Genomic DNA, 14,637 nt, shown 5'->3' with positions numbered 1-14,637 from the left:
CTAATATAATGATATAATACACGATTTACAATTTATAAATAGGTTAGAAACTCCGTATTGTTTTCATTATTCCATCCGCCGCACGGACAGGCATCCGGTCAATGCCAAGAGCTGATTTTATCTTCTCATTACTTACCACGTAATTCTCAGTCAGTTTTCTCAGCCGTTCTGTATTCAAAGGCAAATGAAGCAGCGTACCCAAGCCTGCGCAACCTTCCATCATTTTTCTGTTCATTTTCCAGATGTGAGGCTCCTTACCCATAGCTTCACACATAAGAGCAATCAGTTCATTCGTAGACAAAGCTTCGTCATCACCCATGTGATAAATACCGCTCGCTACGTCTTTTGTCAACAAACCTTCCACAACATAGCAAAGATTATCTATAGAAGTAAAAGAACGCTTGTTCTCAAAATCGCCTAAAGGCCAGGGGATACCTTTCTTTACCACATTATAAAGCAAGTTCAGATTACCCTTATTACCAGGACCGTGGATCATACAAGGACGCAAGATATACACTCGCTTATCAGAGTATCTTACATTCTCCTCCTCCGGAGAGGTTGTTTTTCCCCGATTAACGGGAGAGTTAAGAGGGGGTAAGTACCCGGAGGAGGTGGTAGGTAAAATAAAATGCTCCTTTATATAACTTTCAGCTGCAATCTTACTTTCTCCATAAGGACCAACCGGAGTCGGTATCACATCTTCTGTCAGCATATCCCCCACTACACTGTCTGCGGCAGCTTTCACAGAACTGAAAAAGATAAACTTCTTCGCAGATGATTCTAAAAAGAAATCAAATATCTTCTGTGTCAACCCTGTATTGATATCAAAATATACCTGAGAAGCAGACCGATTCTTTGTATCATGCGCTTTGCCTGCCAAATGAATGATAGCATCAAACTTTGGTAATTGTTGCATGGGAAAAGAAGTTGTTTCAATATCTTTCCAAGAAAAAGTCTTTACCACTCCCTCCTTTTCAGGGGCAGTGATATCTAAACCATAAAGAGTATGATATTCTCTCAAGGCAATAACAAGATTGGAACCCACAAAACCATGGATCCCCGTAATAAGAATATTCATGAAAATAATCTATAAAATATACTAATAGGAGATGTAACTATTCACAAAGAAGTAAGTGAAAGAAAATGCTCAAGGCTTAGGCTTTCTGCTAATGGTGACTCAAGTTTACATAATTACAGAGATTTTATATACAATTTTTCTATTTCTTTCCAGATAATATGCTGTTCAAAATTATCCTCTACAAATTTTCTACCGTTCTTTCCGTACCGTAAACACAAATCTTTATCACCGTAAAGTGTTCCTATTGCAGTAGCTAAACATTCAGGATCATGCGACACAAAAACACCTGTCTTCTCCTCTATTATGGAATCAATACATCCTGTAGCCTTAGTAGTAATGACAGGTATTCCCATAGAAGAAGCTTCCAATACAGAAGTAGGAAAGCCTTCTCTATAAGAAGGAAGTACAAAAACATTCATCAGAGCATAATAATTTTCGATGATAGAATTTTGAACATATCCGGTAGTGATAATAGCTGGATTTTTCCGTATGTCCTCAACGATAGTTTCAGGCAAAGCATCTCTTTCTTCCAACATCCCTACTAACAACAACCTCACATCACTATATTTCTGTCGCAATAAGGTAAAAGCTTGCACCAATTCTATAATACCCTTATCTCGAACTAATCTTCCAATAAAACCCACTACAAAACATTTCTCCGGTAAATCTAGTTTATCTTTCAAATTTTGCACTGCTTCACTTTGGATGTTCTGTCGGTCAAACCGACTTATATCTATACCGTTACATGTTCCCTTAGACAGCAGCACTTGTTTAGAAGCCGGATTTAATTTATCCTCTATACTCCGCTTACAGACAGACGGGCTTACGCAAACTATCTTTGTTGCCAATTTTGCAGCCAGTTTATCCATTGAAATCAAAAGAAAACGTTTTAATCCTTTTGAAGTCTCATATACCAAACCATGACGGAAATAAATACGAATAGGCACTTGCATGATATAAGCGGAAATCATAGCCAACAATGCCCCTTTAGGAGTATGACCGGTAACAATATCAATATGATTTTGATTAATATATTTCATAATTGACACTATAGCTCTTATATCCTTCCTTATTGATATTTTCCGCAAAATATCAACTTCTTTATATCTGAATTGATATTCTTGAGCAAACTCTGATAACTCATCAGAAGGACTGCAAATAACATACTCATTATATCCATTCTGATGAAAATAAAGAAATTGCTTCCCTATAAAATAGGGAAGAACAAACGAAATATTCACCACATGTAGTAGATTCTTCATCAAATATAAATAGAAATTTCAAACTATATTTTCCTAAAAAAATCAAAACAACAAGTATAATCAACTTAATTTTATCTTTAAAAAATTTCGTAATAGTATCTCAGTCACATAAATCCCCAACAAACTCTTACAAAATGAAACTTTCTTCACCTTCGGATTCTCTGTATATTTAAGCAGCCATTTATAGGACAACAACTCCTGTCTTTTTTGCCTTTGAAAATTATTATCAAAAGTTCCTATATATCCTAATAAGATACAGAATTCATAAGCCATAAAAGATAATAATGCAGATTTTGCAAACAATGAGAAATCAGACAATTGAATAAAATTGGTTTGTTCTTTCAATATACTAAACAAATCATTAAATGATTTTTCAGAAAAATTTCGAGTGATGGAACCTTGAACACCCTGTCTATAAGCATACATATATTGATTAACAACACGAAATTTATGTGAATAATGTAACAATTCTATAAACCAAGGTATATCTTCACATACAATACCCTTAATAAATCGAATATTATTATTCATTAAGAAAGAACGTTTTATAATCTTCAAACAAGCACTCATAGGAAAAACCCCAGTACATACTAAATTTGTAATCAAAACATCACGCTCTGTCATTTTCATAATTTCATCTGAATATGAAAACCATGGTGAAAATTCGCCAGTACTTGAATTATAGTAACAACAGTTAAAACCTATAAAATCGCAAGAAGGTGTTTCCTCTATTTCCGCTATTAACAATTCTAATTGACAATTATCAATCCAAAAATCATCGCTATCCACAAAGATCACATACTCACCTTTTGCACACTCTAATCCAACGTTACGTGCATCAGACAACCCTCCATTTTCTTTATGTATAACAGATACTCTACAATCTTTTTTCGCATATTCATCACAAATTATACCCGAAGAATCTAGCGACCCATCGTCTACTAATACAACTTCAAATGCTTTATAGGTCTGGCACAATATACTATCTATACATTGATGAATAAATTTTTCGACATTATAAACCGGAACAATAACACTGACTAACATACTATTTTTGACATAAGTTCTGTAAACATCTTTTCAATGGGCGTAAATAATCTCTCCATGAAGGAAATAATCTATACTTCCTTATAAGTCTGAATTTCGACATTCTTATCGAATCCTCATAATATGTATTTCTCTCTATTGGACGTAATGAAGCATGAGATAAATTGTAGTTACCTTGTATTGCTTCGTCCAAAGTTCTTTCTTCCAAAAAAAGAGAATCTGCACACTCAAAAGTTAATCTTTCCCCCTTTTCACTATTAATCAACAACAAAGAAACTCCCTTATATTTAGAATGATTAAATGGTATTCTATCCCCAAGTCCCCAAAAATCAGCCATAGTTATATCACTGATACGATATTCTGTAGCATACTGACAAGAATAACAACTTTCCATAAACATATATCCTTTAGTAAATGCTTTTAAATAATAAGTATTTATTAAAGGAATAGAAACACCATCTAAAGACATTTTAAAGCCCCACCTTTCGGTATCTCTAAATCCGATTTTTTTTATACAAGATTGAGATAATCCTATCTTTTCTCTATATATATCGAATGCTTTTTGTGAAGGAACTCCATGGCATACAAAATCACAAGTATACAAATTATCATAACGCGTTTTCAGAAAGGAAAACAAACCAGCAACTTGGCAAGGAGAACCTGTGAAAAGAACCAATCGTTTTTTCTGTAAATTGCTCTTCACCTCTTTATAACAATCTCCGATATTAGATTGTATATACTTGGAACCACGTAATTGTTGTAATCCTTCAATAGTATCAACCCCTATATGCTTAACTTTTAAACCTTCAATATAAGCTGCTCCAAATACGATACCTCCTTTTTTTATAATCTTCTCTGCAAATGCAGAAAAAACTCCTCCTGAAGAACTTAAACATCGTATCTTATCATCTAAATTCCATGCAGCATATACCGCAGAAGGATTTTTTTTGTTTTCAATAACAGGAGTAATTTGATGGCATACCTGCATACAAACTCCACATTCTATACATTCCTGTCTATTTATAGAGGGTACGGAAAAACCTGCTTCTGAAGTTTCCATAGCAATACATTGCCTCGGGCACTTCATAACGCATGACAAACATTGAGTACATTTTGTCAAATCACACAAATCTATTTTATTCATCCAAGACCGCTTTTGACAGATATTTTAAAGAATATTCCCTTAATTCTGAAAGCTTTTTATTAGCTTCCTCATAATCACAAGGTAATTCGCTCGTACTGGGAAAACAATCCTTTATAGATAATATTCGCGACTCCAATCCTATACTTTTTAATAAATCTGCTTGCCTAGAATCTAAAGCTAATTTATCCTCAACTACAGAAAACAAAGGTTTACTATAATTGACAGCAAAAGCTGTTCCATGAAAAGAGGTTGTAAGAACTAACTCTGCATCTCTGACAAGAGCTATAAAATCCTGAGGGGAAGCATCTACTTTATAATAGAACGATTTATAATGTTTATCTACAGGAGGTCTAGCCACATACACAATTTCATACCCTGTAATTTGTTGCACATATAAAGCCAGTTCGTCAGCATATGGATGAGCATCAAATGAATAATTCAAATAATAACATAATATATATTTTCTTGATACAATTCTTTTTTTAGTGGCAATACTTTCCCACTCTGTTGCTGTTAATAACAATGTCGGATCTAAAACAACACTAACTTTTCTATTAATAAGTTTTTCTATTAAATATTGTCCAGACTTTTCTCGTACAGAAATCAATTTATACCGTTTTAAGAAAAAAGCATAATCAGCATAATAAGAGCTATCAATATCACTAACACCAAAACTTGCAGAATATGCTACTCGTATTTTATTCTCCGGAATAAAATCTAAAAAAAAAGTAGGATCACCATTACAATATCTGGGATTCCATACTTGATCACTTCCTGTCATATATACATCATAAATCGGAGGATCCCTTTTTAATTCATCCGGAGAATTATAAGTAATCTGAGACAGCTTTAAATAGTTTGATATAAACTGCTTAATTTTTTTATGCTGTAAATAGAGTTCCCTTCCATAACATATCTTCCACAAAAAAGACATAGAAAAAAAAGACTTTCTTTTAGCACTGCTACTCTTCCTGCCATTTTCTTTATGGAAATCATTAGGAAACAAATAATCTATCACAAAAGTCTTACAATTCAAGTCAATAAGTTTTTGTTGCAAAGCAAAGGTTTGTAATACAGATCCGTAATTATTTATACGATGTATTGTTATTATTCCTATCGTTTTCATATCTTATAATTGAGCAAAAGTATAAGGAGAGCAACCTGAATGTCCATTCAAAATACTCATAATAAACGTACACAAATTTATACCCAGCAACATAACTGCAAGAACATAACTGAACATACGTTTACGAGCAAATAAATAATAAACCAAAAATGCCAACATCAAAAATCTAACATTCTCTAAAGCAAATGGTATTCTACTTAGAAAAACATCATTACCAAAAATATTAGAAAGTATAACACCTGTCAAAAACACTCTATATAAAAGATTAAATTTTATTTGTTTGAAATAAACAGAGAGTTTTCCACTATATACAATAATTAATAGATCCAACATATGAAAGATTAATATACCCATTCCAGAATTTACTTCCATATCTAAATTTCCCAATGACGCCATATTACCTAAATACTTTGCATTTGTAACATAATTTTCCAAAACAGCATTAATAAGATTAAGACAATAGCTAAAAAGGAAAAATGAAACGACATACAACACTATGCCAACTAATCTTTTGTCTAAAAAAGAAAAGTACTTAGAACGTAAAAAATAAATAGGTAAAAGAACTATAGAAGAAAAATGAAAACAGATTGCTATAAAGATAGTAAACACATACTTAAAAAGATTACCATTTCTATAATAATGTGTTGCCATAAGAAATATACAAAAAGCCATTGTTTGCCTTTGTATATTCAAAGAAGTTGTAAAAACCGATACAATATAAAAGAAAAGGCCAAACGGCAAAAGCCATGTATAGTCTTTAAATGACTTATATAAAAAGCACAAGTGAATACCCATTACAATCGCAAAAAAAAACTGATAAGGTGCTTTCAAGAAAGACAAAATCAAGTTCAATATAAGATACAATGGTTCCATTGTGGAAACAGTAACATCTTCTATTGAAAGATTATTCTGAAGAGCTAAATCGTATATGTAGTAATAATTCTCCCAATCCGTACCAACAAAATATCTAAATCCAGCAAGCATCGAAATTGCAATAATAGGAAAAAAAACGAACCTATTGTACAGACATAACTTCATATGATTACACGATACAACATATCCACATCCTACTGCTATAAACAGAATGAAAAAATACACAATAAAAGTTTGTATCACTTCTTATGTTCTCTATAAATTGAATGTACTTTAAAATAGAAATTTTCGCCTAAAAATTTCTTCATGAAACACATAACTAATTCTTTATAATATTGTTTTCTTAATTGCTTTTTTCGCAGTAATACCGTATCATGATAATTCATTTTTGACCATTCGTCAAATCCATCAAACATTCTAAATATGCCTTTATAATGTTTGCTTGTTTTAAGAAAATTTTGTCCAACAATAGAAGTATATCCCCCTGCTCCTACTCGATAAGCACTCATTATATCATTTATATAAAATATATCTCCTCCGCAACCAACTAATAGCATTAAAGGTAAATCACCAACAGGACAATCAAGCATCCATTGAGGTATATTTCGAACAAATTCCGATTTAAACAACATTGAATTCGTCGCCATAAAACCACCTCCACCCAATATCAAATCATGAATATTAAAACGTTGTTGACTCTTACTTATAATATTATATACAATATCGGTATCACTAGCTCTAACGCACTTAGTTGCATGAAAACATAAAGCACAATTGTTATGCATCTCCATCATTTCCACCTGTTTTTGGAGTTTTAATGAATCTGTCCAATAATCATCACCTTCACACATAGCAATGTATTTACCCTTTGCTCTAGGAAAATTGAACACTGCTGATCCACCAATTCCTTTTCTCCATTGATTTTCTTTTTCGTAAATAGGTTTTATTATATTAGGATATTTCTGCTCATATTCACGAATGATTTGTTCTGTCCCATCCGTTGAAGCATCATCATGAATTAACACCTCAAATGAGAATGTTGTTTCTTGCATAATAAATCCATCCAAACATTTACGGATATAAGCCGCATGATTATAAGTAATACAACTTATACTAACAGTAGGTTGAGATATATTCATCACTATATTTAAATGCTACATCATAAAATTCACTTCAACTACTAATCTAAGATTATTCTAAAAAAATCATTTCTCCATAAATAAAAATGCCTTTTTATTAAATATTTTAAGTATATGAAAAAGACTTTGAAAATACAGAATTTGGTTGATAGAACGAACACACAGGTACATTGGATATTTCTTTAAAACTATTAATTTAAGCAGTTTTCATAACAGCTAACAACCAGCAAAGCAACTGTAAATAATTTTACCATCTACAAACAAGATATTTACATACTATCTTTAGTAATTGTCATATGTATCCACTCTTCATCACGAGAATGTTCTTGAAATCCTATTCTTTTATATAATTCTATCGCTCTTTCGTTCTTCATCTTTACACGCAATTCAACCAAATTCAAATCTAAAGAATCAAAAGCATACCTAAGTATCAATCGAGATGCTTGTTTAGCTACACCTTTTCCCCATACACTCCTTTCACCTAAGAATATATGATAAACAGCAGAATCGTTACAAATATTCGTCAAATAAATATTACCAACATATTGATTATCTGCTAAAATAGCACACCTATACCCATCCTCATCCTGTATCACTTTTTTTACCCACAACAATTCATCCTGAATGGTTATCTCACGATTGTAAGTATTTCCTGTGTATTTAAAAACCTCAGGGTCGTTTCTCCACTTCACAGAGGTGTATGCATCTTCTACTCTTAATGGTCGAATTGAAATTTCCATAATTGTATAAAATAAATATTTATTTCGCAAATAAAAAAACAGCTATTCATACTGATAATTGCAACTTTATCTATCCAAAAAGGTTATAAAAATCAGTAACTTTAAAGAAAATCTCCATGCACTTACGTACCCACTCTATCAATCAAAATTCAATGTCTTCAAAGTCTTGTCATGTACTTAAATTAGTGAACTGATTTCACTCATATCGCTAGATGTGTATCTCTGATCCACCGGAATTGCAATAATTCCATCAGCTAAATTATATTCTAATGATGCTGAAGAACACCATTCAAATACATTTGGCCAATAGGTGGCAATAAAAACTTTATTTTCAATCAGTCTTTTCTTTAACGTACAATCATCTGTATAGTAAGGATACACCATTGGACAAGAAAAAGAATCTAAATCTGGAATTGGCAATTTATTCGTTTGACTTAAACTACCATGCAATAAACGAAAATTATCTCTACGTATATTTCTAATTTGATCAAAATTTACAGCTTGAAACAAATTCTGCGTAAGTCTCGACATTCTCTTTATTGGTTGTCCTTGTAGCTTATAACTATTTTCTTTAAAATCCATATACCCCTCACCAGCTCCCAAATCAATTCTTTTCAAAAGATGGCTGCAACGATCGTAAGACACATCAATATCGAACTGATGAACATCAATACCATCTTTTATATATGCAATACCACCATCAGGAATCCCAATATATTTCCGCGGACTATAAATACTTTTTACCCATTTTATCGGTTCCGCAAATAAAGCTTGTGCATTATCAACTATCAATTTCGATGAATATTGCGACGAAAGTTCCTGAATATATTTATCCTTAATACCATAATAATTAGTTACTAAAAGATATTCATCAGATTCTAATTGTATATCCTCACAGATTTCTAATCGTTCATTAATATGATAGAAATTATACAAGATACCTAATTTTAACAAAGGTTCCAAGATTACATCACAAGTGAAATAAGGAATCCATAATTTACTGATTCTTGGCAAAGAAAGCAATATATATTCTAAAGCATTCCTACCACTATTCAAGTATATTCCATTAGAATGGAATGAAGTTTTTTCTCTTTGATTCAGTTCGAAACTGAAATAACCTCCTATTTCCTGTCTCATTCCAGGCATATTCTTAACCATTCATCTTGATTTTCCAAAGCCTTATTTAGTTGTTCACGGGTATCAAATTGCAAAAAAAGAGTACCTAATGACTGATTTGCCCCCATGAACACTTCGACCTTATCACCTGGAGATTTTGTAAAACCAATGTTGCGAATATGTTTTCGTCTGAACTGTTCATCAATATCTATGGTACGGAGAATACCAGCCTCATTAGTATGCAATATATAATTACACCACACACCTTCATACGCCGGACTAACCATTTCATCCATTTGCATACCAAGTGCTTTAAGTATCTCATTTCTGATAAGAGATTGCCCTGTTGCCATATCCTGTAACTCTGCAATTCGATTTCCTCCTCCACGTGGAGATACTTCCATTATATAAGTTTTTCCATTGGTACACACTCTACTCTCCACATTGTAAATACCCGACTTGACCCCCAAAGCCGTAAATAAACGTTGCAATTCAGCCGTCAATTCGTCTTGATAACATTGAGGCATTGTAGCGGGCCATATTTCAATAGCAGGAGTATAAGGATTTACAGCACTCTCATCAAATAGCTGATCCGAATAAGTAGGATATACCAACTTACCATCTATCGTAAAGACATCGGCACTAGATTGGTACCCTTTCAATTTTAAGAAATCCTCAATAATAAATTTCTTGGATATGGAGGCATCCAAAGCTATTTTTATAGCTTCTGGCAAATGTAGTAAAGACTCCACTTTACTCACTCCCTTACTGCCAGCCGAATCAACAGGTTTAACAATCACAGGCCATGTAAAAAAATCAATATCACTTAACGCCTCTTCCAGATTATTGTACCCCCTTGCACGAGGAGAGTTGAAACCGTTTTCTGACAAAAAATTACGAAATTTGGATTTATCTTGCAATATACATGCCACTTCATAAGAGCATTGGAAAGGTAAGCCCATTCTCTCTGCCACATAAGCTGCAGACACAACACCAGGATCAACAGCATGAGATAAGATACCATCAATTTGCAAAGTCAGTGCAGCCTGTAAAACCGCTTCCTTATCTACAATACTGACGTTACAATACTCGTCACTATATTCATGAGCAATATTGTCCGGAAGGTAATCCGCTGTAATGACATAGACCCCTAATTTATGGGCCTCTTCAATTACAGGTAAAAGATAACGAAGCCCTCCCAATAACATTAACCTTTTTTGTTTCATTTCTTCATAATTGTAGAAAGAATTCTAGAAACTTCTTCATCATTCAATCCATGATACATCGGCAAACAAATAACACTATCCGCCACTCGATTCGCCACCGGTAAATTCTCAGGTTTGGCAGATTCCAATCCTCGATAAGTAGAGAACTCACTTATCAAGGGATAAAAATACCTCCCGCCCCAAAACATTCTGTTCTTTCATCTTGAAATAAAGTTCATCGCGCGTCATACCATATTTATCGGCATTCACGAATATAGGAAAATAGGAATAATTATGACGAACACCCGGAATATCTTCCATAAAACTGATACCTTCCACATTTCTCAACGCTTTGCGATATCTAATAGCTATCTGCCGACGAGATTCAATCGCTACATCCACTTGCTTCAAGTTCAACAATCCATAAGCACTCCTCACTTCATCCATCTTACCGTTAATACCAGGAGCAACAATAGTTGTTTCACCAGCAAAACCAAAATTCTTCAAGTAATCAATACGTTTCTTGGTCTTTTCATCCTGACATACTAAAGCCCCCCCTTCAATGGTATTATAGACTTTCGTAGCATGGAAGCTTAATGTGGACATATCACCCGCATTCAAAACGGACTTACCGTTCACCTCCACACCGAAAGCGTGCGCGGCATCGTAGACCACCTTCAAACCATACTTGTCGGCTATTTCTTGAATACGTTCCGTATCACAAGGCTTACCGTAAACATGGACAGGCATAATAGCCGTGGTTTTAGGAGTAATAGCAGCTTCTATTTTTTCTGGGTCAATGTTACAAGTCAGCGGATCAATATCCACAAACACAGGTTTGATGCCATTCCACCATAAAGAATGGGTAGTAGCCACAAAACTATAGGGTGTTGTTATCACCTCACCTGTAATGCGAAGTGCCTGCAGGGCACACATCAAGGGCAAAGTACCATTAGTAAAAAGACTGATGTAGGGTACTTTCAAATATTCACATAGAGCCTTCTCCAGTTCCTGATGATAATGACCGTTATTAGTCAGCCACTTACGATTCCAAATGTCCTGTAAATAAGGCATAAAGTCGTCAAGTGAAGGAAGCAAGGGAGAAGTAACCGTAATTACTTTCTTTTCCATCTTCAATATATAGATTGATTTTATTTCTTACAACAAAGAAGAGACAAGGCCAACTGCTTTAGCTCCATGTATTCTGATAAACGAGTTTTTTCATAAATGATAAAAGCAATTATAATTCCCACTATAATCTGAAGAGGAAGAAGAAGAAACTCTGACAACTCCAACAGAGTGAAACTCCACATAAAAAACGCTGTCACCAAAGAAATCAAAAATGTAGGAAGTATATCTTTGATTTGCTCAATCGTCGGATAATTAATCAAATAAGCCGAATAATAACTATTCAAGAAATAAGCGACAAAAGAAGTTACAACACTACCCCATAACATATATTCGATTCCGTACAAAATGCCAATAACAATAGGACCTATAGCTATGGTTTTCTTGATTATTTCCAACTTCAAAAACAAATCGGAACGACCTTTTACTTGAAGGATATTCAGGTTAATAGCATGAAGCGGATAGAGCATACCTGAAAAACAGATGATTTGCAAGAAATAAACAGCAGGCAACCACTTATCCCCTATCAATATCAAAATCAGAGGTTTGGCAATGGCAGCAAGTCCAAGCATACAGGCAAAAGTTATTAACATTGTGCTTTTAATCACCTTCCGATAAGCTTCACGCAAACGTTCAGGTTCTTCCTGAATGGAACTCAATACAGGATAACTGACACGCTGAACGACCGAAGTCAAATTACTTGAAAATATCGTATTAAATTGTTCAGCACGGGTATATTGTCCTAATTGAGCAGAAGTATAAAAACGACCGATAATAATATAATAAACATTCTTATAAATAGTGTCCAACAAACCTGATAATAAAAGTTTGGATCCAAAACCAAACAGTTCTTTGAAACTGCTTTTAGAAAACTCTACTACTGGCCTCCAACTACAATAAACCCACAAAAAGACAGTATTCAACAATTGACGAAAAAGCTGCTGTCCTACCAAGCTCCATACACCGAAACCAGCTAAAGCCATGCCAATACCGATAATACCACTGACAATGGAAGATATTAAAGAAACTTTGGTCTGCGTCTTAAAATCTACATTACGAACAAAAATAGTACGTGGTATGATGGCCAATGCATTAATGACAAGTACCCAGCCTATCACACGAACAACCTCTACTAATATAGGCTCCTTAAAGAAGGCACTGATAGCGGGAGAGGCAATGTATAGCAATAAATACATTACCAAACTGACTACCAAATTAAAGAAAAATACTGTATTATAGTCTACACGCCGTATATCTATCTTACGAACCAAAGCATTGGAGAAACCGCTATCTATAATGGAATTAGACACAGCTATGAAAATCGTAATCATAGCCATGATGCCATACTCTGCAGGGGTAAGCAGACGAGCCAAAATTAGACCAACTAAAAAAGTAATGCCTGAACTGGAGATATTATCAATAAAACTCCAACCAACACCTTTGACAGTCTTATCTTTTACACTCTCTGTCACAATTCACTTCTTTTGATAAGATTCTCCATATATCAGAAGTCTCTTGTCAGCTTCCAATTTCTTCTAATTCTTCCCACGGATACTGATTCTCCTCAAACCCCTTCAACTCCTCTGCAATCTCCGCCTGCTCCAAGCTCAACCCTGCCTTATCCCAAGTATTTATAATTTCATGAGCCTCTTTTGCTAAACTCTCATCATAGAATTCCCCATAACAATAAGTTAACAAACGCACCTTCAGCAATGACGCAGAAAGCTTCGGAAGCACCTCCCAGCTACGATCCAGGACATTCTGAATATATTCCTGCTTGCAGCCATTATCATAAATCGTTGCAGCGAAAGCCACTAACAAAGCAAGGCAAAGTTCAGCCTCCTCTTCGGCCGTAGCTCCATGAATGTTGTAAAGTTCGATAGCCCGTTCGTAAACATCACGGTTCAAACGTGTAAATTGGTCCGCATAAATGGGACTTCCATCAAGCCCGTAGGTTAGAAGATCATGGGCTAAGGAAAATAATGATGAAGAATTAGAATTCATATTATTAAATGTTTTATTTCAAAAAGAGAAGATACTTCGAAAGATTTAAGAGGACACAATATTTATGTATCAACTAACGATTATTATCAACAACAATGCCAATCAATGATTAATGTCAATCAACAGAGTGTCAATCAACAGTTAACGGCTCAACAAGCGAAGGCGGGATAAAGGTAGTAGCTACAGCCATGACACCTTCAATATTGACTACCACACGGCGATCATGGCGAATACGGACAAACTCACCGATTACGCCCTTGAAAACACCATCAGTGATACGAACCTTCTGACCTTTTACCAAATTCAGTTCGGCTGCTTCCATATAAAGAATTGGCTCATCGTGACTACCGGCTACCAGAATAAAACTGCGCATCTGCACATCAGGAATAACTACCGGACGGCAATGTTCACGATTCATAATGAAACGTATAGGCATCGTTCCCTCAAGTTCGTCCTTCAAAGCATCAATACGTTTGCGCGTAGAATGAACGAAGACAAGATTATGTATGGCGGGCACCAATCTACGGACACGCTTACCACCTTTCATCACCATTCCATAGCACATAGGAATAAAGCTCTCTATGTTCTCCTTATCAAGAATAGACTTAAGGGTCAGTTCACGACTATAAGAGACACGAACAGCAAACCAATGGAGATTTTGAGAGTTGAAAGTTGAAAGCTGAGAGTGAGTACTTTCAGTCATGATATTTTCGCAAAGCAACTTCGCGTAAGGACATTTTTTAGGGACACCGGAGTAGTGAAATACCTACCGGTC

The 14,637-nt window shown here is 34.5% G+C and carries 13 protein-coding genes and 1 pseudogene; all 14 read right to left on the bottom strand.

Features of this window, described 5'->3' with window-relative positions; all coding sequences use genetic code 11:
* Window positions 1-43 precede the first annotated feature (43 nt).
* Window positions 44-1,078 (bottom strand): NAD-dependent epimerase/dehydratase family protein, encoded by a 1,035-nt coding sequence (locus BACCELL_RS18530; RefSeq protein WP_007213521.1) that lies wholly within the window; start codon window positions 1,076-1,078, stop codon window positions 44-46.
* Window positions 1,079-1,191: 113 nt separating this feature from the next.
* Complete coding sequence (locus BACCELL_RS18525; RefSeq protein WP_007213520.1) at window positions 1,192-2,340, bottom strand: glycosyltransferase family 4 protein; 1,149 nt, start codon at window positions 2,338-2,340, stop codon at window positions 1,192-1,194.
* 60 nt (window positions 2,341-2,400) lie between these two features.
* Window positions 2,401-3,387, bottom strand: coding sequence for a glycosyltransferase family 2 protein (locus BACCELL_RS18520; protein ID WP_007213519.1), 987 nt, complete (start codon window positions 3,385-3,387; stop codon window positions 2,401-2,403).
* Between the two features lies 1 nt (window position 3,388).
* Window positions 3,389-4,531: a Coenzyme F420 hydrogenase/dehydrogenase, beta subunit C-terminal domain gene (locus BACCELL_RS18515; protein WP_052309565.1), complete on the bottom strand. Its 1,143-nt coding sequence runs from the start codon at window positions 4,529-4,531 to the stop codon at window positions 3,389-3,391.
* The gene (locus BACCELL_RS18510) at window positions 4,524-5,657 is read right to left on the bottom strand and encodes a polysaccharide pyruvyl transferase family protein (protein WP_007213517.1); all 1,134 of its coding nucleotides are present in this window, start codon (window positions 5,655-5,657) and stop codon (window positions 4,524-4,526) included. The genes BACCELL_RS18515 and BACCELL_RS18510 overlap by 8 nt, the downstream gene beginning before the upstream one ends.
* Before the next feature lie 3 nt (window positions 5,658-5,660).
* Window positions 5,661-6,695: an EpsG family protein gene (locus BACCELL_RS18505; RefSeq protein ID WP_007213516.1), complete on the bottom strand. Its 1,035-nt coding sequence runs from the start codon at window positions 6,693-6,695 to the stop codon at window positions 5,661-5,663.
* A gap of 74 nt (window positions 6,696-6,769) precedes the next feature.
* Window positions 6,770-7,669 (bottom strand): glycosyltransferase family 2 protein, encoded by a 900-nt coding sequence (locus BACCELL_RS18500; RefSeq protein ID WP_044154118.1) that lies wholly within the window; start codon window positions 7,667-7,669, stop codon window positions 6,770-6,772.
* A gap of 269 nt (window positions 7,670-7,938) precedes the next feature.
* Complete coding sequence (locus tag BACCELL_RS18495; RefSeq protein ID WP_007213514.1) at window positions 7,939-8,409, bottom strand: GNAT family N-acetyltransferase; 471 nt, start codon at window positions 8,407-8,409, stop codon at window positions 7,939-7,941.
* Between the two features lie 177 nt (window positions 8,410-8,586).
* Window positions 8,587-9,546 (bottom strand): hypothetical protein, encoded by a 960-nt coding sequence (locus BACCELL_RS18490; RefSeq protein WP_242577636.1) that lies wholly within the window; start codon window positions 9,544-9,546, stop codon window positions 8,587-8,589.
* Complete coding sequence (locus BACCELL_RS18485; RefSeq protein WP_007213512.1) at window positions 9,543-10,751, bottom strand: ATP-grasp domain-containing protein; 1,209 nt, start codon at window positions 10,749-10,751, stop codon at window positions 9,543-9,545. Before BACCELL_RS18485 ends, BACCELL_RS18490 begins: the two co-directional genes overlap by 4 nt.
* Window positions 10,748-11,861 (bottom strand): annotated as a pseudogene (locus tag BACCELL_RS18480) (DegT/DnrJ/EryC1/StrS family aminotransferase). Before BACCELL_RS18480 ends, BACCELL_RS18485 begins: the two are co-directional and overlap by 4 nt.
* A 20-nt stretch (window positions 11,862-11,881) precedes the next feature.
* A complete protein-coding gene (locus BACCELL_RS18475; RefSeq protein WP_007213509.1) occupies window positions 11,882-13,330 on the bottom strand; it encodes a lipopolysaccharide biosynthesis protein in 1,449 nt (482 codons plus the stop codon).
* Between the two features lie 46 nt (window positions 13,331-13,376).
* Entirely contained in the window at window positions 13,377-13,862 is a 486-nt protein-coding gene (locus BACCELL_RS18470; RefSeq protein ID WP_007213508.1) for a UpxZ family transcription anti-terminator antagonist, read from the bottom strand.
* A gap of 130 nt (window positions 13,863-13,992) precedes the next feature.
* A complete protein-coding gene (locus tag BACCELL_RS18465; protein WP_007213507.1) occupies window positions 13,993-14,565 on the bottom strand; it encodes a UpxY family transcription antiterminator in 573 nt (190 codons plus the stop codon).
* Window positions 14,566-14,637 lie beyond the last annotated feature (72 nt).

It is taken from the genome of Bacteroides cellulosilyticus DSM 14838, from assembly GCF_000158035.1.
In the GTDB taxonomy this organism is placed as follows: domain Bacteria; phylum Bacteroidota; class Bacteroidia; order Bacteroidales; family Bacteroidaceae; genus Bacteroides; species Bacteroides cellulosilyticus.
The sequence above is the reverse complement of the archived record's forward strand: the minus strand, read 5'-3'. Positions and strand labels throughout refer to the sequence as shown.

What these genes read in the sequence shown, in the direction of transcription:
- BACCELL_RS18500 (WP_044154118.1), bottom strand. Translation starts at nt 7,669, where the DNA reads ATGAATATATCTCAACCTACTGTTAGTATAAGTTGTATTACTTATAAT.
- BACCELL_RS18515 (WP_052309565.1), bottom strand. Translation starts at nt 4,531, where the DNA reads ATGAATAAAATAGATTTGTGTGATTTGACAAAATGTACTCAATGTTTG.
- BACCELL_RS18525 (WP_007213520.1), bottom strand. Translation starts at nt 2,340, where the DNA reads ATGAAGAATCTACTACATGTGGTGAATATTTCGTTTGTTCTTCCCTAT.
- BACCELL_RS18490 (WP_242577636.1), bottom strand. Translation starts at nt 9,546, where the DNA reads ATGAGACAGGAAATAGGAGGTTATTTCAGTTTCGAACTGAATCAAAGA.
- BACCELL_RS18495 (WP_007213514.1), bottom strand. Translation starts at nt 8,409, where the DNA reads ATGGAAATTTCAATTCGACCATTAAGAGTAGAAGATGCATACACCTCT.
- BACCELL_RS18510 (WP_007213517.1), bottom strand. Translation starts at nt 5,657, where the DNA reads ATGAAAACGATAGGAATAATAACAATACATCGTATAAATAATTACGGA.
- BACCELL_RS18470 (WP_007213508.1), bottom strand. Translation starts at nt 13,862, where the DNA reads ATGAATTCTAATTCTTCATCATTATTTTCCTTAGCCCATGATCTTCTA.
- BACCELL_RS18530 (WP_007213521.1), bottom strand. Translation starts at nt 1,078, where the DNA reads ATGAATATTCTTATTACGGGGATCCATGGTTTTGTGGGTTCCAATCTT.
- BACCELL_RS18485 (WP_007213512.1), bottom strand. Translation starts at nt 10,751, where the DNA reads ATGAAACAAAAAAGGTTAATGTTATTGGGAGGGCTTCGTTATCTTTTA.
- BACCELL_RS18505 (WP_007213516.1), bottom strand. Translation starts at nt 6,695, where the DNA reads ATGAAGTTATGTCTGTACAATAGGTTCGTTTTTTTTCCTATTATTGCA.
- BACCELL_RS18465 (WP_007213507.1), bottom strand. Translation starts at nt 14,565, where the DNA reads ATGACTGAAAGTACTCACTCTCAGCTTTCAACTTTCAACTCTCAAAAT.
- BACCELL_RS18520 (WP_007213519.1), bottom strand. Translation starts at nt 3,387, where the DNA reads ATGTTAGTCAGTGTTATTGTTCCGGTTTATAATGTCGAAAAATTTATT.